The sequence below is a fragment of the Williamsia sp. 1135 genome, from assembly GCF_002095395.1.
Taxonomy (GTDB): Bacteria; Actinomycetota; Actinomycetes; order Mycobacteriales; family Mycobacteriaceae; genus Williamsia.
Window position 1 is genome coordinate 33,435 of record NZ_MJEI01000084.1, and the last position, 16,648, is coordinate 50,082.

At 64.9% G+C, this 16,648-nt stretch carries 16 protein-coding genes; 12 read left to right on the forward strand and 4 right to left on the reverse strand.

Annotation, left to right across the window (positions count from 1 at the left end; all coding sequences use genetic code 11):
• Positions 1–795: a crotonase/enoyl-CoA hydratase family protein gene (locus BFL43_RS10105; protein ID WP_084892419.1), complete on the reverse strand. Its 795-nt coding sequence runs from the start codon at positions 793–795 to the stop codon at positions 1–3.
• Between the two features lie 102 nt (positions 796–897).
• Between BFL43_RS10105 and BFL43_RS10110 the strand changes: the two genes are divergently transcribed.
• From BFL43_RS10110 to BFL43_RS10130, 5 genes are all read left to right on the forward strand, one after another.
• Positions 898–2,535, forward strand: a complete 1,638-nt coding sequence (locus BFL43_RS10110; protein ID WP_084892420.1) for an acyl-CoA synthetase — start codon at positions 898–900, stop codon at positions 2,533–2,535.
• 5 nt (positions 2,536–2,540) lie between these two features.
• On the forward strand, positions 2,541–3,668 hold the full coding sequence (locus tag BFL43_RS10115; RefSeq protein WP_084892421.1) for a nitronate monooxygenase family protein: 1,128 nt from the start codon (positions 2,541–2,543) through the stop codon (positions 3,666–3,668).
• Between the two features lie 9 nt (positions 3,669–3,677).
• Entirely contained in the window at positions 3,678–4,094 is a 417-nt protein-coding gene (locus BFL43_RS10120) for a DUF1810 domain-containing protein (protein ID WP_084892422.1), read from the forward strand.
• Between the two features lie 93 nt (positions 4,095–4,187).
• Positions 4,188–4,982, forward strand: coding sequence for an enoyl-CoA hydratase (locus BFL43_RS10125; RefSeq protein WP_084892423.1), 795 nt, complete (start codon positions 4,188–4,190; stop codon positions 4,980–4,982).
• Between the two features lie 7 nt (positions 4,983–4,989).
• Complete coding sequence (locus BFL43_RS10130) at positions 4,990–5,859, forward strand: SDR family oxidoreductase (RefSeq protein ID WP_084892424.1); 870 nt, start codon at positions 4,990–4,992, stop codon at positions 5,857–5,859.
• 89 nt (positions 5,860–5,948) lie between these two features.
• Here the strand turns inward: BFL43_RS10130 and BFL43_RS10135 are convergent, their stop codons facing one another.
• The 3 genes from BFL43_RS10135 to BFL43_RS10145 are packed head-to-tail and all read right to left on the reverse strand — an operon-like array spanning position 5,949 to position 9,866.
• Positions 5,949–7,514, reverse strand: coding sequence for a long-chain-fatty-acid--CoA ligase (locus BFL43_RS10135; RefSeq protein WP_084892425.1), 1,566 nt, complete (start codon positions 7,512–7,514; stop codon positions 5,949–5,951).
• 3 nt (positions 7,515–7,517) lie between these two features.
• Complete coding sequence (locus BFL43_RS10140) at positions 7,518–8,654, reverse strand: acyl-CoA dehydrogenase family protein (protein WP_084892426.1); 1,137 nt, start codon at positions 8,652–8,654, stop codon at positions 7,518–7,520.
• Between the two features lie 24 nt (positions 8,655–8,678).
• Positions 8,679–9,866 (reverse strand): acyl-CoA dehydrogenase family protein, encoded by a 1,188-nt coding sequence (locus tag BFL43_RS10145; protein WP_084892427.1) that lies wholly within the window; start codon positions 9,864–9,866, stop codon positions 8,679–8,681.
• A 139-nt stretch (positions 9,867–10,005) separates the two neighbouring features.
• Here BFL43_RS10145 and BFL43_RS10150 point away from each other — a divergent pair, with 139 nt between their 5' ends.
• The 7 genes from BFL43_RS10150 (at position 10,006) to BFL43_RS10180 (ending at position 16,630) form a co-directional block, all read left to right on the forward strand.
• Positions 10,006–10,197, forward strand: a complete 192-nt coding sequence (locus BFL43_RS10150) for a ferredoxin (RefSeq protein ID WP_084892462.1) — start codon at positions 10,006–10,008, stop codon at positions 10,195–10,197.
• Positions 10,198–10,356: 159 nt separating this feature from the next.
• On the forward strand, positions 10,357–11,262 hold the full coding sequence (locus tag BFL43_RS10155; RefSeq protein WP_084892428.1) for a 3-oxoacyl-ACP reductase: 906 nt from the start codon (positions 10,357–10,359) through the stop codon (positions 11,260–11,262).
• 270 nt (positions 11,263–11,532) lie between these two features.
• Positions 11,533–12,297, forward strand: coding sequence for an ABC transporter permease (locus BFL43_RS10160; RefSeq protein WP_143695235.1), 765 nt, complete (start codon positions 11,533–11,535; stop codon positions 12,295–12,297).
• A gap of 4 nt (positions 12,298–12,301) precedes the next feature.
• Positions 12,302–13,153: an ABC transporter permease gene (locus BFL43_RS10165; RefSeq protein WP_084837222.1), complete on the forward strand. Its 852-nt coding sequence runs from the start codon at positions 12,302–12,304 to the stop codon at positions 13,151–13,153.
• 4 nt (positions 13,154–13,157) lie between these two features.
• Complete coding sequence (locus BFL43_RS10170) at positions 13,158–14,336, forward strand: MCE family protein (RefSeq protein ID WP_084892429.1); 1,179 nt, start codon at positions 13,158–13,160, stop codon at positions 14,334–14,336.
• A 39-nt stretch (positions 14,337–14,375) separates the two neighbouring features.
• Positions 14,376–15,437, forward strand: coding sequence for an MCE family protein (locus tag BFL43_RS10175; protein WP_084892430.1), 1,062 nt, complete (start codon positions 14,376–14,378; stop codon positions 15,435–15,437).
• Positions 15,437–16,630, forward strand: coding sequence for an MCE family protein (locus tag BFL43_RS10180; protein ID WP_084892431.1), 1,194 nt, complete (start codon positions 15,437–15,439; stop codon positions 16,628–16,630). The genes BFL43_RS10175 and BFL43_RS10180 overlap by 1 nt, the downstream gene beginning before the upstream one ends.
• The last annotated feature ends 18 nt before the right edge of the window (positions 16,631–16,648 follow it).

Here is a 16,648-nt window from a genome sequence, read left to right on the forward strand (position 1 = left end):
CTACTCCCCGGTGAAGACCGGGGTCTGCTTCTCCGCGAACGCCTTCGGGCCGATCTTGGCGTCTTTGCTCATGAACACCTTGGCGCCGAGGTCACCGTCGAGTTTGAAGGCGTCTTTCTCGTGCATGCCCTCGGTGTCGCGGATCGTCTTGAGGATCGCCTGGACGGCGACGGGTCCGTTGGCCGCGATCTGGGCGGCGAGTTCGAGTGCTTTGTCCAGTGCGGTCCCGTCGGGGACGACGTGGCCGATCAAGCCGTAGTCGAGTGCTTCGGTCGCGGTGATGTGACGTCCGGTCAGCAGAATCTCTGCGGCGACGGTGTACGGGATCTGTCGGACGAGGCGGACAGCTGAGCCGCCCAGCGGATAAAGGCCCCACTTGGCCTCGGACACACCGAACTTCGCGCTCTCGCCGGCCACCCGGATGTCGGTGCCCTGCAAGATCTCGGTACCGCCCGCGATCGCCGGGCCCTCGACTGCTGCGATCAGCGGCTTGGTCAGACGACGGCCCTTGAGGAGTGCGTCGAGGATGCTCGGATCGAATCCCTTGCTCTTGAAGGAGTCGCCGGGGGCGGACTTGTTCATGTTCTTGAGATCGGCTCCGGCGCAGAAATACCCGCCGGCGCCGGTCAAGATCGCAACCCGGATGTCGCTGTCGGAGTCGACCTGATCCCACGCGGTGTTCATGATCCCCAGCATCTCGCCGGAGAGTGCATTGCGCGCTTCGGGCCGGTTCATCGTCACGATCAGCGTGTGATCGCGCTTTTCGACGAGACAATGGGGGGCGGCATCAGACATTTTTGCTCCTGATTTTGACAGCACTCGGCGACCGGTGGCGCCTGTGACGTGTATCTCGCGGGGCCTTGCCATCAAACGGTAACACGTTCTAGTTTTGACGGTATGGCTTACAACATTGCCGACCTCATCGAGCATGCCGTCGACTTGATGGGCGACCGGATCGCGCTCGAAACCGACGGCCGACACGAGACGTACACCGAACTGGACCAGCGGGCCAACGGCCTCGCACACACCCTGCGGCGCCTGGGCGTCGAGCCCGGCGAGTCGGTGGGGTTGTACAGCAGGAACAACATCGAAGCCGTCGAATCCATGGTCGCGATCTTCAAGGCGCGCGCGGTGATGGTCAACGTCAATTTCCGCTACGTCGAGAGCGAACTCGAACACATCTTCACCGACTCCGACATGAAGGTGCTCATCGTCGAGCGCCAGTACGTGGGCAAGGTCGCGAACGTGTTGCCGAAAGCACCGAAGTTGACATCGGTGATCGTGGTGGAAGACGGCAGCGACCTCGACACGGCGGCTGTCGACGGGCTGCCGTACGAGCAGGCGATCGCCGACGGTGGCGCCGAACGCGACTTCGAGCCGCGGTCGAACGACGACGTGTACATGCTCTACACCGGTGGCACGACCGGCAATCCCAAAGGCGTTGTGTGGCGGCAGGAAGACGTCTTCCGGGTCCTCGGCGGTGGCATCGACTGGTACACCGGCGACCCCGTCACCGATGAATGGCACTTCGCGAAGACCGGCGCCGACGGCGGACAGCTGGTGCGCTTCCCGATCCCGCCGTTCATCCACGGTGGCTCACAGTGGGCGGTGTTCCAGGCCCTGTTCCAGGGCGGCAAGGCCATCGTGTACCCCGAGTTCGGCGCCCACCAGACCTGGGAGATCGTCGAGCGGCACAAGGTGAACGTCATCTTCATCACCGGTGATGCGATGGGTCGCCCGATGATCGACGCGCTCGAGGAGAAGGACTACGACATCAGCTCGGTGGTCTCGGTCGCGTCGTCCGCGGCGCTGTTCTCGGCGTCGGTGAAGGATCAATTCATCGAGAAGTTCCCCAACGCGATCATCATCGATGCCATCGGCTCGTCGGAGACGGGCTTCTCCGGTATGGGTGTCATCTCCAAGGAGACCTCGCACAGCGGCGGCGGCCCCCGGGTCAAAGCCGACCTGTCGACGGTCGTTCTCCGCGAGGACGGTTCGGTCATCGAGCCCGGCAAGGGCGAGGTCGGGATCCTGGCCCGCACCGGCCACATCCCGCTGCGCTACTACAACGACCCGGTCAAGACCGACAAGACGTTCAAGACGTACAACGGCATCCGCTACTCGATTCCCGGCGATCAGGCCCGCGTCGAGGACGACGGCACCGTCACGATGCTCGGCCGCGGTTCCGTCAGCATCAACTCCGGCGGCGAGAAGATCCACCCCGAAGAGGTGGAGTCGGCGCTCAAGGCACATCCGGATGTCTTCGACACCGTCGTGGTCGGGGTTCCCGACGAACGTTACGGACAGCGCGTTGCCGCGATCGTCGCCACCCGGGACGGACTGCGTCCCACCCTCGATGAGATCAATGCCGTTGCACGGCAGGACATCGCCGGCTACAAATGTCCGCGCTCGATCTGGTTCGTCGACGAGATCAAGCGGTCACCTGCCGGTAAACCCAACTATCGCTGGGGTGTCGAGATCGCCGAATCCCGGCCCGCCGACGAGACTCTCGCAACCGCGTCACGAAAGGCCTGACCCACATGCGTACCTCACTGTCCGACGAGTTCGGAATCGAATACCCCATCTTCGGATTCACGCCGTCCGAACACGTCGCCGCGGCGATCAGCCGGGCCGGCGGGCTCGGAGTGCTGGGCTGCGTCCGCTTCAACGAGGCCGACGAGCTCGACGCCACCCTGGATTGGATGCGCGAGAACACCGACGGGAAACCGTTCGGCGTCGACATCGTGATGCCGGCGAAGATCCCGACGGAAGGGTCGCAGGTCGATCTGGACTCGATGATCCCGCCGGAGCACCGGGCTTTCGTCGAGCGCACCCTCGACGATCTCGGCGTCCCACGGCTACCCGAAGGCGACCGCGTGAACGCAGGCGTCCTCGGCTGGCTGCATTCGGTGGCCCGCTCGCACGTGGACGTCGCGATGACCCACGCGGACAAGTACGGCCAGATCAAGCTGATCGCCAACGCGCTGGGGTCACCGCCGGACGACGTGATCGCGAATGTGCATGCGCACGGGATCAAGGTTGCCGCACTGGCGGGCGCAAAGGAGCACGCTCTGCGGCACGTCGCCGCCGGAGTCGATCTGGTCATCGCCCAGGGGTACGAGGCAGGAGGGCACACCGGGGAGGTGACGTCCATGATCCTGTGGCCCGAGATCGTCGACGCGGTTGGCGATGCGGCGCACGTGCTGGCAGCTGGAGGGGTCGGCAGCGGTCGTCAGATCGCTGCCGCGCTGGCACTGGGCGCTACGGGGGTCTGGATGGGCACGTACTGGCTGACGGCCGCCGAGTACCAGCTCGGGGTGCGGGGAGTCGGGCCTTCGGTCATCCAGCAGGCCATCCTGAACGCCACGTCGCGGGACACCGTGCGCCGGCGGATCTACTCCGGCAAGCCGGCTCGCCTGCTCAAGACCAAGTGGACCGACGCCTGGGACGCGGCGGGCGCCCCTGAGCCGTTGCCGATGCCGCTGCAGAACATCTTGGTCGCCGAGGCGCACGCGCGGATCTCCGCCGCCGACGACCCCGGTGTGGTCGCGATGCCGGCCGGTCAGATCGTCGGCCGGATGGACGCCATCACCCCGACCGAGGATCTCATCAAGGACCTGGTCAGCGAATACGACGTCGCGGTGGAGCGGATGCAAAAGGCTCGCTAGCCTCGCGGTATGGCGAGTGATCTGACACGGTTTCATGACGCGCAGGCGGCGGTGTACGACGACGTCACCGCCGAACTGCGCGCGGGACGCAAGCGTTCGCACTGGATGTGGTTCGTCTTTCCGCAGCTGGATGGCCTGGCACACAGTGGGACGGCCCGCCGGTATGCGATCAAAGATCTGGACGAGGCCCGAGAGTTTTTGGCGGACGACGTGCTCGGCGCCCGGCTCCGCGAGTGTGCCGGGCTCGTGGTCGACATCGATGGGTCGTCGGTCGAGGAGATCTTCGGGTACCCGGACAACCTGAAACTGCGGTCGTCGATGACACTGTTCGCCGCTGCCGCCGTCGATGATGCCGTGTTCGTCGCGGTGCTCGACAAGTACTTCGGCGGTCAAGGCGATGGCCGGACCCTGGAACTGCTCGAGTAGGGGAACTGCTCGGCTGAGGCCGGCACTTCTGCCGACGGCTGTGATCAGATATGGTCGCAGCCGTCGGCTTTTTCCAGCGCAGGAGGTAGGACCATGTCCGAGGGCGTCGATCTGGTGCTGTCCGAGCGGGTCCCGACCGAGGCAGGTGCCACGGTGGTGGTCACCCTCAACCGGCCTGATGCCCGAAACGCGTTGACCGGCACCCTGATCGTCCAACTGCGGGAGGCGCTCGCCGCTGCCGATGCCGACGACAGCGTCGGCGCCGTGGTGTTGACCGGCGCCGACCCCGCGTTCTGTGCGGGTGTCGATCTGCGGATGCTGGGTAGTGAGGGTGGCTGGGACGACGTCAACGTCCCCGGCGTGCCCACCGGGTTTCCCTGGGTGCTGCTGAGCAAGCCGATCATCGGTGCGATCAACGGCGCGACGGTCACCGGAGGATTGGAATTGGCCCTGGCCTGCGACATCCTCATCGCCTCGGACAAGGCCCGCTTCGCCGATACCCACGCTCGCGTCGCGATGGTGCCCGCCTGGGGTCTGACCGGACGGCTACCCGCTGCCGTCGGCTGGGGATTCGCCCGCCGGATGAGCTTGAGCGGCAATTTCGTCGATGCCGAGACGGCGCTGCGCGTCGGATTGGTCACCGAAGTGGTCGGGCACGCAGAACTGCTGCCGAGCGCCTTGGCGCTGGCCGCGGACATCGGGGGCAACAACCAACGCGCAGTCGGAGCGCTGCTGACCTCGTACCGAGAAGCGACACAGCATGGTCTCGGTCCCGAATTGGACACCGAGGCAGCGCATTCCGAGGCCTGGATGGCGGCCTTCGATCCCTCGCAGGTCGCAGCCGCGCGTGAGAAGGTCATGGATCGTGGCCGCAAGCAGATGAAGTGAGGATGCGATGAGCAGGTCGGGTAGCACCGCGCGGTTGTCGGCGCGCAAGCGCAGAGGCCAGGCGATCACGGTGCGAGACAAGGTGGTTGTCATCACCGGAGGTGGGCGGGGGATCGGCCTGGCCACCGCGGAGTTGTTGCAGCAGCGGGGCGCCAGGGTGGTTCTCGGGGACATCGATGACGAGGTCGTCGCGAAGGCCGCGGCCAACCTCGGTTGTGAGGGATACCCGCTCGATGTCACGAGTGAGGAATCGTTCGGAGAGTTTCTCGACCGGGTGGAGACCGAGTTCGGCCGCATCGACGTCTTGATCAACAACGCCGGGATCATGCCCACCGGACCGTTTCTCGACTTCCCGGACTCGGTGATCGCCCGCAACTTCGAGATCGACCTGCTCGGTGTCGTCCGGGGCAGCAAACTCGTGGCCCGTCGGATGGTCGAGCGCGGAGCGGGTCAGATCGTGAACGTGTCGTCGGTGGCCGGGCTGGTGCCGCTGCCGGGGTTGAGCATCTACAGCGCGGCCAAAGCCGGTGTCATCGCGTTCTCCGAAGCGCTCGACGGCGAGTTGAGTCCTGCGGGCGTCCGGGTGCTCGCGGTGATGCCGAACTTCACCAAGACCGGCCTGATCGACGGGTTGCAGACGACGGCCATCATGCCGCCGATCGAGCCCGACGACGTTGCCCGCCAGATCGTTCAGACGATCGAGACCAATCGCGATCGGGTCGTCATCCCGCGACAGAGCATGTCGGTGCTCGGCTGGATGGTGACGCCGCGGTTCCTCAAGAACATCTACGGCAAGCGATTCGGTTTCGACACCATGTTCATGGACTTCGACCGCGAGCAACGCGCCAAATACCTCGACCGGGTCACCCGCAGCTGACCCTGGCCCCCCGATAATGGGTCCTTTTGGCGAACAAAAGCCCAGGTGGGCGCCGCCAAAACGACCCATTTCCGGAGGGCTGGAGGCGATCAGGGGGTGATGTACTCCAGGGAGCGGTCGGTGCGGACCCATGTCGGTGGTGCGTCGTCGGCTGCGAGGGTTCGTTTGAGGATCTTGAACGTGTCGGTCCGTGGCAGGTCACTGACCACTCGCACCCGGCTCGGCCATTGTTTCGGTCCGAGATCGGTCTGTGCGGAGAGGAATTCGGTCAGCTCGGCTGCGGTGAGGTCGGGCGCGACGAGGGCGGCGGCCAGTTCGTCGCCGATGTCGGCGCGGACCCCGTAGACAGCGGCCATCGCGATGCCGGGATGGCGGAGCAACACCCGCTCGATGGGCCCGGTGCCCATGTTCTCCCCGTCGACGCGGACCCAATCCCCGAGACGTCCGGCGAAATAGACGTAGCCGTCGGCGTCGACGTATCCGAGGTCGCCGCTGTGGTAGATCCCGTCGCGCATGCGCTCGGCATCGGCCTCTGGATTGCGGTAGTAGCCGGTGAAGAGGCCGCCTCCTGAGCTGTTGACGATCTCGCCGACCGCCTCGTCGGCATTGATGAGCCGTCCGTGGTCATCGAACAGTGCTGTGGCGCAGGCCCTGCCGGTGACCGGATCGCGGATCTCGTTCGGCGGCGTCAGTGGGCCGAGCGCATCCGGGGGAGTGTCAGGAGTGCGGGCGATGGCGACGCCACCTTCGGTGGAGCCGAAACCGTCGACCACCCGGACGTCGAATCGCTTTGATACGGCGACGATGTCGGCGGCCGAGGCCTCGTTGCCGTACAGGATGCGCAGGGGATTGTCGGCGTCGTCGGGTCTGTCCGGGGTAGCCAGCACGTACGAGAGAGGCTTGCCGACGTAGTTCGCATAGGTCGCCCCGAACCGGCGGATGTCGTCGAAGAACGCACTGGCAGAGAACTTCCGGCGCAGAGCCACCGACGATCCGCCTGCGACCGCGACCATCCAGCCGGCGATGATCGCGTTGGAATGGAACAGCGGCATCGACAGGTAGACGACGTCACTCGGGCCCAACCCGAAACGTGTGGACAGCATCGCCCCGCTTGCTGCGAACTTGCGGTGACTGCACTGCACGGCTTTCGGGTCGCCGCTGGTACCGGAGGTGAAGATAAGCATGAGGAGCGCATCCGGATCGGTTGCGGCGAACTCGGGACGTTGCCCGGAATGGGGCGCCAGCAACTCGGCCCACTCCGGCCGGTCGACGTTCAACACGGTCACCCCCGGCAGGTCGACCCCGGCCAGCAGATCTGCTGTGGCGTCCTCCACCAGGACGATCTGGCAGTCGGCGGTGGCGATGTCGCCGGCGAGCGCCGCGCCCCGCCTGGTCGGGTTGAGTCCGACGACCACGAGGTCACCCAGGACGGCCGCGCCGAGCAGGTAGCTGAACTCGGGGATGTTGTCGAGAAGCAGTGCCATATGACGGGGCCTGTCGAGATCGACCAGTCGACGCAGCGCGGAAGCCCGACAGGCCGATAGCCGCAGATGGTCTCGCCAGCAGACGAATTCGTCCTCGAAATGAAGTCCGGCTCCGGTGACGTCCGTCAGCGGCTCGAGTAGTTCAGCGACAGTGGTCGGGCTCTGGACCATTCCTCAGGCCGGTTCGGCGGCGAGCGCGGCTCCGATGCGCCGCAGCTGGGTCGGTGCCGAACCGAGGTTGAACTCGTTCTGCTTGGCCCGCAGGAAGTAACGGTGCACCGGATGGTCGACGTCGATGCCGACACCGCCGTGCACGTGCACGGCGGTGTGCGCGACCCGGTGGCCGGCGTCGGCCGCCCAGAACTTCGCGGTCGCCAGTTCCGTGGTCGCATCGAGGTGTTCGGAGAGCAGCCAGGCGGCCTGCAGGGTGGTGAGCTTGAGTCCCCGGACGTCGATGTAGGCGTCGGCGAGCCGTTGCGCGACCGCTTGGAACGAACCGATCGCGCGGCCGAACTGCTCGCGCTCGCGCCCGTAGTCGGCCGTGAGTTCCAGGGCCCGTTCGAGGATTCCGGTTTGTTCGGCGCACAGCGCGAGTGTCATGCGGTCCCTCAGGAACCCGACGACCTGCTCACCGTCGTCGCCCAACACGTGATCCGCGGGCACTCGGACGCCGTCGAATTCCACCAGGGCACTCGGTCCCTGGCCGGTGGACAGGGCGGGGGTGATCGTGACCCCGGCATCGGCGGCGCCGACCAGCAGAGCCAGCACACCCTGTGGGCCTTGCGCGTTGACGATGAGAGCGTCGGAGAATTCACCGAACGGCACGTTGATCTTCGCGCCCGACAGCACCCAGCCTTCGCCGTCGGCAGTCGCGGTGGTCACAGGCGCGAGCGGGTCGTCGTTGAGATCCTCGTCGAGGCCCACGGTGATCACCTTCTCGCCAGAGATGACGGGGCCGAGCCACTGTGTGGTCAGGGACTGCGCACCGAACTCCGCTATCGCCGGAGCGGCGGCGAAGGCAACCGGCCCGAACGGGACGAGTGCGAGAGCACGACCCAATTCCTCTGCGACCGCGACATTCTCGAGCACCGACAGGCCTGCGCCACCGTCGTCCTCGGTGACCTCGAGGCCGAGCAGGCCCGAGGCCGCCAACTGCGACCAGAGGGTGGGGTCGAAGGCGCCCTGTTTCGCCCCGGGGGCGTCGCCGGTCTGTTCCAACTGCACGAGGCGGTCGGTGGTGACGAGCTTTTTGACGATGTCGCGGGTGAGCCCGGCGAGATCGGTGGTCTGTTCGCTGCGATGGAAATCCATGATGTGGTCCCTTTACCTTGTCTCTCAGCGCCGGGCGGGGGGCTGGCCGAGGGCGAGCATGGCGATGATGTCGCGCTGGATCTCGTTGGTGCCGCCACCGAAGGTGAGGATCAGAGACGAGCGGTGGAAACGTTCGAGTCGGCCCCGCAGGTGGGTGCCTGCACTGCCCTGCCGCAGGGTCGCGGCGGGCCCGAGGACCTCCATCAGCAGGCGGTAGGCCTCGGTGGCGAACTCCGTGCCGAAGACCTTCGTCGCAGAGGCGTCTGCGGGCGACGGGGAACCGCCGCCGGTCGCTTCCGACGCGATGTTCCAGTTGATCAACTTCAGGAACTCGACCTTGGCGTGCACCTTGGCGAGGTTCATCTGGACCCACTCGGAGTCGATGACTCGATTGCCGCGAGCGTCCTTGGTGTTCTGCGCCCACTCGATGGTCTCGCGCAGCGCGGTCTGGATGGGCGCGGCGCTACACAGCGACACCCGCTCGTTGTTGAGCTGGTTGGTCACCAGCGGCCATCCGCCGTTCAGTTCGCCCACCAGAGAATCCGCAGGTACCCGGACGTCCTGGTAATAGGTGGCGCTGGTGTCGACCCCCGACATCGTGTGGACGGGCGTGTACGAGAAACCCTCGGCGTCGGTCGGGACGATGAGCATGGAGATGCCCTTGTGCTTCTTGGCCTCCGGGTCCGTCCGGACCGCCAGCCAGATGTAGTCGGCGTACTGGATGAGGCTGGTCCACATCTTCTGGCCGTTGATCACGAAATCGTCCCCGTCGCGGACGGCAGTTGTCCGCAAGGCCGCGAGGTCGGTGCCGGCGCCGGGTTCGGAATAACCGATGGAGAAGTGCACGTCGCCCGAAGCGATCCGAGGCAGGTACTTGGCCTTCTGCTTGTCGGTGCCGAAATGCATGATGGTCGGTGCCACCGAGTTGATCGTCAGGAAGGGCACCGGTGCGCCCGCGATGGCGGCCTCGTCGGTGAAGATCAGCTGATCCATCATCGAACGGTCCTGGCCGCCATACTGCTTCGGCCAGCCGAGAGCCAGCCAGCCGTCGCGGCCCATCTCCGCCACGACCTCGCGGTAGACGTTGCCCTCGCCGAATTCGCCACTTGTCGAAGACAGGGCCAGGCGGCGCTCTGGCGTGATCAACTGGGAGAAGTAAGACCGGAGTTCGCGCCGGAGTTCCTGCTGCTGGTCGGTGTAAGCAATTCGCATCGGGGCTCCCGCTTTCTCCGCGCGTGAGGCTGAGACCGGGGACCCGGTCGCGCAGTTCTATAACACGTTCTAACCTGTTAGTTGGTTGCTCGTCAACATGCGACACCACCTGGTACTGCGATGGAAGGAATCTGAACCGATGAAGATCAAAGCTGATTTCGATCTCTGCGAGTCGAACGGGGTGTGCGTGGGCATGGCCCCAGATGTTTTCGATCTCGACGATGACGACTACCTGGTCATTCTGGAATCCGACGTTCCAGAGGACCGCCGCGAGGAGATGCGCCAGGTTGTCGGTAGCTGCCCCAAATCGGCGCTGTCGATCGAAGACTGACCTGGCCCGACCCCGGCGCGCGGGCCCGCTGCGCGCCGGTCGGTTCGCGATCGATTTTCGCCGATAGTTGTCCTAGACCGAGAACACGTTCTACATTTGGTTCACAGCCGCCGGGATTCCGAGCCCGAACTCCCGGCGAGTACTTGATGGAGGACAGTGATGAGCCAATCAGCAAGTGGGGATCTCGGCGGGAAAGTCGCGGTCGTGACGGGTGCCGGTGCGGGACTCGGCCGGGCCGAGGCGATCGGGCTCGGCGCGCTGGGCGCGACGGTGGTCGTGAATGACCTGTCCGCTGCGCTCGACCGCAGCGACGTCCTCGACGAGATCAAGGCGGCAGGCGGTGTGGGTGTCCCGGTCGCCGGCGACATCTCGGACTCCGCGACCACGACGGAGATCATGAGGGTGGCGACCGAGGAGCTCGGTGGACTGCACGTCGTGATGAACAACGCGGGTCTCGTCCGCGACAAGATGCTGTTCAACATGGCCGACGATGACTGGGATCTCGTCATCCGGGTGCACCTGCGTGGCCACTTTCTGATGAGCCGCAACGCCGGGGCGTACTGGCGCGCGCAATCGAAGGCTGCCGGGGCTCCCATCTATGGACGGCTCATCAACACCTCGAGCGAGGCCGGCCTGTCCGGGCCGGTGGGGCAAGCCAACTACGGGGCCGCGAAGGCTGGGATCACGTCACTGACTCTCACCGCTGCGCGCGGACTGGCGGCGTACGGGGTGCGCTCGAATGCGATCTGCCCGCGCGCGCGTACGGCGATGACAGAAGGCACTTTCGGGGACGCACCCGACGGCAGCGTGGACCCGTTGTCGACCGATCACGTCGTCACACTGGTGCAGTTCCTGGCAGGGCCCGACTCCGACGGTGTCAACGGTCAGGTGTTCGTCGTCTACGGCCCGAAGGTGACCTTGATGGCGGCGCCGACGGTGGAGCAGAGCTTCGTTTCCGCGCAGGACGCGTGGGACCGGAGCGACCTCACGAAGACACTCTCCCAGTACTTCGTCGGCCGTGACCCGGAGCAGACTTTTTCCGCAGGTAAAGCCCTTTTCGCATAGGTCAACTTATGGTGCGGGGAGTGCCGTTGAATCGCAGATTATGTGAACTGGACGTGTGATAAGTTCGCGATCATCTGCTGGCTCGCAGCACCGGTTCCGTAGGTATCTCGAGCGGTGGAACATGTTTCAGTTATATGGCGTCGGGGTGGTCGTCGGAAGGCGGAACTTTCCTGCTTGCAAGTGTCGAGAATCATCGATATCAGAACTAGAACACGTTATGATCGAGCGGCTTCGCTCGAACCGGGAACGCCTCATGCTGAAGGAGAGTTGGTGAACCGCAGACTGGCAGTCCCGTTCGAAGGCGTTGGCGATTTCGTCTCGATGAGCGTCAGCGCTGCGCGGGAACTGTTCCGGCCACCTTTTCAGTGGCGCGAAACCATCGAACAGTCGTGGGCGATCGCCAGGGTGTCGATGGTGCCGACGGTCCTCGTCGCCATCCCGTTCACCGTGCTGGTCAGTTTCACCCTCAACATCCTTCTCCGCGAACTCGGCGCCCAGGATCTGTCGGGCGCCGGCGCGGCACTGGGCACCATCACCCAGATCGGGCCGATCGTCACCGTGCTGATCGTCGCGGGCGCCGGGGCGACCGCGATCTGCGCCGACCTCGGCGCCCGCACCATCCGCGAGGAGATCGACGCACTGCAGGTGCTCGGCATCGACCCGATCCACCGGCTGGTCGTACCCCGCGTGATCGCCTCGACCATGGTCGCGATCCTGCTCAACAGTCTGGTCTGCACCATCGGCATCGGCGGCGGGTTCGTCTTCTCGGTGTACTTGCAGGACGTCAACCCTGGTGCGTTCATCGCCAACCTGACCCTGCTGACCGGATTCCCCGAACTGATGATCTCGATGGTCAAGGCCGCACTGTTCGGACTGGCTGCCGGCCTGGTCGGTTGCTACCGGGGACTGCACGTCGCGGGCGGCGCCAAGGGCGTCGGCGACGCCGTCAACGAGACCGTCGTCTACTCGTTCATGGCGCTGTTCGTCGTGAACGTGGTCATGACCGCGGTCGGCCTCAAAGCGACGGCGGGGTAGAGCGATGATTCTTCCTCACACGGTCCGACTACGCTCCACACGTGTGGCGTTCAAACGGGCCAGTGGCGGTTGGAACCGCATCGGCGACCAAGCCTTCTTCTACTGGGACAGCCTCGTTGCCATTCCGCGAGCGCTCCGTGCGTACAAGAAAGAGACCCTGCGGCTGATCGCCGAGATCTCGATGGGCTCGGGTGCGCTCGCCCTCATCGGCGGCACCGTCGTCGTGGTCGGGTTCTTGACACTGTTCACCGGCGGCACCATCGCGGTCCAGGGATACAGCTCACTGTCCAACATCGGGGTCGAGGCCCTGACGGGGTTCTTCTCGGCTTTCATCAACGTGCGCATCGCGGTGCCGGTGATCGCGGGGATCGGGCTGGCGGCGACCATCGGTGCCGGCGCCACGGCGCAGCTCGGTGCGATGCGGGTCAGCGAGGAGATCGATGCCCTCGAGGCGATGTCGATCGCGTCGATCCCGTACCTGGTCAGCACCCGGATCGTGGCGGGTCTCATCGCGATCATCCCGCTCTACTCCCTCGCCTCGGTCGCCTCGTTCCTGGCAAGCCGGTTCGCGACCGTCTTCTTGTACGGCCAGTCCTCGGGCGTCTACGACCATTACTTCTCGACGTTCCTCATATCCACCGACATCCTGTGGTCATTCGTACAGGCCATCTGTATGGCCGTGGCCGTCATGATGATTCACACCTACTACGGGTTCAACGCGTCCGGCGGCCCCGTCGGGGTCGGGATCGCCGTCGGTAACGCGGTGCGGGCCTCCCTGGTCGTCGTCGTCGTGATCACGCTGCTGACATCGCTGGCGATCTATGGCGTCGACGGAAAGTTCAACCTCTCGGGGTAGGGCCATGGCACAGTCAATCGAACGTCCCAGTTGGGCCAAGAAATTGGCCGCCACCTTCATGGTGGCCTCCCTGGTCGCGGTGTGCGCGCTCGCCGCACTGCAGTTCCTCGGCAGTTTCCAGTCCACGGTGCCGGTGACGCTGACCGCGGACCGCGCCGGCCTCGTGATGAACCCCGACGCCAAGGTCCGCCTGCGAGGTGTGGTGGTCGGCCGGGTCGGCGACATCAGCGAATCGACCGACGGGGTCACCCTGAAACTGGACATGAACCCCGATCAGTTGAAGTACATCCCGGCGAATGTGCGTGCGGACATCAAGTCCAACACCGTGTTCGGCGCGAAATCGGTCAACCTGGAGATCCCCGACAACCCGTCGAAGGCCCGGCTCTCCGGTGGTTCGACGATCGAGACCGAAGACGTCGTGGTGGAACTGAACACCATCTACCAGCGGCTCGTGGACGTGCTCGCCGAGGTGCAGCCAGAGAAGCTCAACGCCACGATCGGTGTCATCGACACCGCGCTGTCCGGACGGGGTGAGCAGATCGGGCAGGGCTTCGCCGATCTGTCAGATCTGCTGCGCAAGACCAATCCGCATCTGGACGCGCTGAGCCGCGACATCGAGGCGGCCGCGGAGTTCACCAACGTCTACGCCGATGTGATGCCGGATCTGCTCAAGGTCGTCGACAACTTCACCTTCACGGGAAACACGCTGGTGGACAATGCCTCCGATCTCGACGCGCTCCTGATGAACGTCACCGGCATGGCGGACACGATCAACGGGGTGATCGCCCCGTCGAAAGCCGACATCATCTCCACGCTCGCGAACCTGAACCCGACCGCGCGCTTGCTCGGCTACCAGTCGCCGGGGCTTGCGTGCTTCATCGAATCAACGGCGGCCGCCGGCCAGAAGGCATTGCCGGTCTTCGGTATCGAGACCGGATACGTGGCCCTGAACGCAGGCCTGCTCCCGGGTAAGGAACCGTACCGGTATCCCGAGGACCTGCCGCGCGTGAACGTCGACGGGCCACCGACGTGCCAGGACGGCCTCAGCGATCCGGACTCGGCCGCCCACACCGACTTCTACGTCGGCGACAACGCTGCGTACCCGTACCAGCCGCGGACCACCCCGAAAGCCGACCCGACCAAGCTCTTCCAGGTCATGTTCGGCCCGGCGCCGCGGGGATGAGAACCAGGATGACGATCAACATGCGAACGGAGGTGTGAGATGGCAGTGTCGAGGGAGCGCGCGTTTCGCGCCACCGTCATCAAGCTGGGCACCTTCGCAGTGGTCATGGTGCTGATCTTCGTGGCCCTTGTCGTTGTGTTCAGTCAGTACCGCAGTGGGTCCACCTACGGCTACAGGGCGACGTTCACCAGTGCGTCCCAGCTGAAGTCGGGTAGCAAGGTGCGTATCGCCGGTGTCGAGGTCGGCAAGGTGGGCTCGGTCGGTCTCAACCCCGACAACGAGGCCGTGGTCGAGTTCGACGTCAGCGAGAAGTACCGGCTCCCGAAGGCTGCCCGCGCGCTCATCCGGTACGAGAACCTCACCGGCGATCGGTTCCTGGAACTGCAGGAGGGGACCGGGGATCCCACCGAACTCATCGGTGACGGCGGGTCGATCCCGATCACCCAGACCGAGCCGGCGCTCGACCTCGACAAGCTCCTCGGCGGTTTCAAGCCGCTGTTCCGCACCCTCGATCCGAAAGAGGTCAACGAGTTGTCGGCGTCTTTGGTCCAGGTGTTCCAGGGACAGGGACCTGCTTTGAACGAGTTGCTGAGCAATACAGCGACATTCACCGATTCGCTGGCCGACCGCGATCAGTTGATCGGCCAGGTGATCGACAATCTCAACACCACGCTCGGCATCATCGACGCCGACAACGCCGGGTTCGACAGCTCCCTCAATCAGCTCCAGTTGCTGATCTCGGGTCTGGACTCACAGCGTGACGTCATCGGAGAAGCGGTCACCAACACCTCCGAGGTCACCAACGATCTCAACGACGTCCTGGCCACGAACCGCGCCGATCTGAAGTCCATGATCACCGCAACCGGCCAGGTCTCGAGCGAGGTCCTCAAAGGCGAGGATTACGTCCGCGGACTGATCAGTCGACTGCCCGGCGACTTCAAGGCGCTGTCGAACCTGGGCAGTTACGGTGCTTGGCTGCAGATCTGGCTCTGCAAGGTGAACATCATCTTCACCGCCCCCGGCGGCCAGGAGATCGTGTGGAACAACATCGACACCACCGGCGTCAAGCAGAACCCGGGCGGGAGGTGTGACCCCATATGATGGCCGCTCTGTTCAAAGGACAACGCACGACAGCCGATCAGGCCGACGATGCCCGGCGCCTCAAGCGCGGTGAGCCCGATCGCGCACGCGTCGGTTTCATCGGTGTCGTGATCGCCGCCCTGGTCGTCATCGTCGCGCTGCAGATGGACAAGCTGCCGTTCCTGGCGAACGGCAGTGTCTACACGGCCTACTTCGATGATGCGGGCGGTCTGGCCAGCGGTGACATCGTGGTGGTCTCAGGGGTGAACGTCGGCACCATCCAGGGGATTTCACTGGCGAGCACCGACGACGGCACCAAAGCCAAGGTCACCTTCAACATGCAGGACAAGGTCCGGGTCGGCAGTGACAGTGAGGCCGCCATCAAGACCGAGACCGTCCTCGGCCGCCGTAACCTGACATTGATTCCGCGTGGAACCGGACAGCTGAAGCCGGGCGATGAGATCGGCAGCCAGAACACAGTGGCGCCTTATTCGCTCACCGATGCGCTCGAAGGTGCCACCGACACCCTCGAAGAGACCGACACCGATCAGCTCAACGACGCGTTGAACACACTGTCCGACACGTTCTCCGACACGCCGAAGTCTGTGCGCTCGGCGGTCGACGGCATCGCACGTCTGTCGAAGGCGATCGCTGACCGGGACGAATCGCTGGAGCAACTCCTGAGCCGGGCCAGCAGTGTCACGGATGTGATCGCCGAGCGCAGCGGCCAGATCAACACCCTGCTGCTGGATGCCAACTCCCTGCTCGGCGAATTGCAGGCCCGTCGATACGCACTCGGACAACTGATCTCGGGTACCGAGAACGTCACGGCCCAGATCAGTGGCTTCATCGCCGACAACAACGCCCAACTCAAGCCGGTCCTGGAACAGCTGAACGGTGTCCTCGCGATCTTGCAGGACAATCAGGTGACGCTGGGACAGACCCTCGATGAATTGGGGCCGTACGCAAACACTCTCGGTGAAGCGGTGGCCAGTGGTCCGTACTTCTCGTCACTGGTCGGCATCGCGACCTTCGGCGACTACACCGACGTCTTCCTGAACGTCATGCAGCAGAAATATCCTGAGGCGTATCGGGCGTTCCAGTTCGCCTTTCCGATCCCGCCGGCGATCACGACCCGCCCGGACGCGGCCAACGATCCGAACTCGACGATCGCACCCGCCCCGGCACCCCGCTATCCAGGACCGAACGGGTGATGGGGATGGGACGATTGA

Bases quoted from the DNA above. Each gene is read 5' to 3' on its own strand.
- BFL43_RS10150 (WP_084892462.1), top strand. From the start codon at position 10,006: ATGAAGATCAAAGCTGATTTCGATCTCTGCGAGTCGAACGGGGTGTGC.
- BFL43_RS10140 (WP_084892426.1), bottom strand. From the start codon at position 8,654: ATGGATTTCCATCGCAGCGAACAGACCACCGATCTCGCCGGGCTCACC.
- BFL43_RS10120 (WP_084892422.1), top strand. From the start codon at position 3,678: ATGGCGAGTGATCTGACACGGTTTCATGACGCGCAGGCGGCGGTGTAC.
- BFL43_RS10155 (WP_084892428.1), top strand. From the start codon at position 10,357: ATGAGCCAATCAGCAAGTGGGGATCTCGGCGGGAAAGTCGCGGTCGTG.
- BFL43_RS10110 (WP_084892420.1), top strand. From the start codon at position 898: ATGGCTTACAACATTGCCGACCTCATCGAGCATGCCGTCGACTTGATG.
- BFL43_RS10125 (WP_084892423.1), top strand. From the start codon at position 4,188: ATGTCCGAGGGCGTCGATCTGGTGCTGTCCGAGCGGGTCCCGACCGAG.
- BFL43_RS10105 (WP_084892419.1), bottom strand. From the start codon at position 795: ATGTCTGATGCCGCCCCCCATTGTCTCGTCGAAAAGCGCGATCACACG.
- BFL43_RS10145 (WP_084892427.1), bottom strand. From the start codon at position 9,866: ATGCGAATTGCTTACACCGACCAGCAGCAGGAACTCCGGCGCGAACTC.
- BFL43_RS10165 (WP_084837222.1), top strand. From the start codon at position 12,302: ATGATTCTTCCTCACACGGTCCGACTACGCTCCACACGTGTGGCGTTC.
- BFL43_RS10170 (WP_084892429.1), top strand. From the start codon at position 13,158: ATGGCACAGTCAATCGAACGTCCCAGTTGGGCCAAGAAATTGGCCGCC.
- BFL43_RS10175 (WP_084892430.1), top strand. From the start codon at position 14,376: ATGGCAGTGTCGAGGGAGCGCGCGTTTCGCGCCACCGTCATCAAGCTG.
- BFL43_RS10135 (WP_084892425.1), bottom strand. From the start codon at position 7,514: ATGGTCCAGAGCCCGACCACTGTCGCTGAACTACTCGAGCCGCTGACG.
- BFL43_RS10180 (WP_084892431.1), top strand. From the start codon at position 15,437: ATGGCCGCTCTGTTCAAAGGACAACGCACGACAGCCGATCAGGCCGAC.
- BFL43_RS10130 (WP_084892424.1), top strand. From the start codon at position 4,990: ATGAGCAGGTCGGGTAGCACCGCGCGGTTGTCGGCGCGCAAGCGCAGA.
- BFL43_RS10115 (WP_084892421.1), top strand. From the start codon at position 2,541: ATGCGTACCTCACTGTCCGACGAGTTCGGAATCGAATACCCCATCTTC.